Source organism: Enterobacter cloacae complex sp.6700776, from assembly GCF_048284255.1.
GTDB classification, from domain to species: domain Bacteria; phylum Pseudomonadota; class Gammaproteobacteria; order Enterobacterales; family Enterobacteriaceae; genus Enterobacter; species Enterobacter intestinihominis.
This window is the reverse complement of record NZ_JBLVYK010000060.1, coordinates 1-498: the sequence shown is the minus strand read 5'-3', so window position 1 is coordinate 498 and position 498 is coordinate 1. Positions and strand designations below refer to the sequence as shown.

At 45.2% G+C, this 498-nt stretch carries 1 protein-coding gene and 1 pseudogene; both read left to right on the top strand.

Annotated features, from left to right (window positions below; translation table 11 throughout):
* Nucleotides 1-84, top strand: an 84-nt coding sequence (locus tag ACNQ0T_RS23205) for an IS1 family transposase (RefSeq protein ID WP_032083315.1), incomplete at its 5' end; no start/stop codon positions are given.
* Nucleotides 85-317: 233 nt separating this feature from the next.
* A pseudogene (locus ACNQ0T_RS23200) lies at nucleotides 318-498 on the top strand (IS5/IS1182 family transposase); the annotation flags it as partial.

Below are 498 nucleotides of genomic sequence, written 5' to 3'. Positions count from 1 at the left end.
CGGAAGTCGCTGTCGTTCTCAAAATCGGTGGAGCTGCATGACAAAGTCATCGGGCATTATCTGAACATAAAACACTATCAATAAGTTGGAGTCATTACCTAGGAGAGTTCAATCACTCAACGCCTTTTACATCTCATTTTATTTATATCACCGACTATCATAAAGATAATACATGGATGATTTCACTTTCGCAGGAGGATTTTAATACAACCAAAATTTTAACATCGTTAAGTCTAGGGAAGGTGCGAACAAGTTCCTGATATGAGATCATCATATTCATCCGGAGCGCATCCCAGAGGGACATCATGAGCCATTAACTCACCTTCGCCGATAGTGAATTCAGCACTAAGCGCCGTCAGACCCGAAAAGAGATTTTCCTCTCCCGCATGGAGCAGATTCTGCCATGGCAGAATATGACCGCTGTCATCGAGCCGTTTTATCCCAAGGCGGGCAATGGCCGACGGCCCTATCCGCTGGAGACCATGCTGCGTATTCACT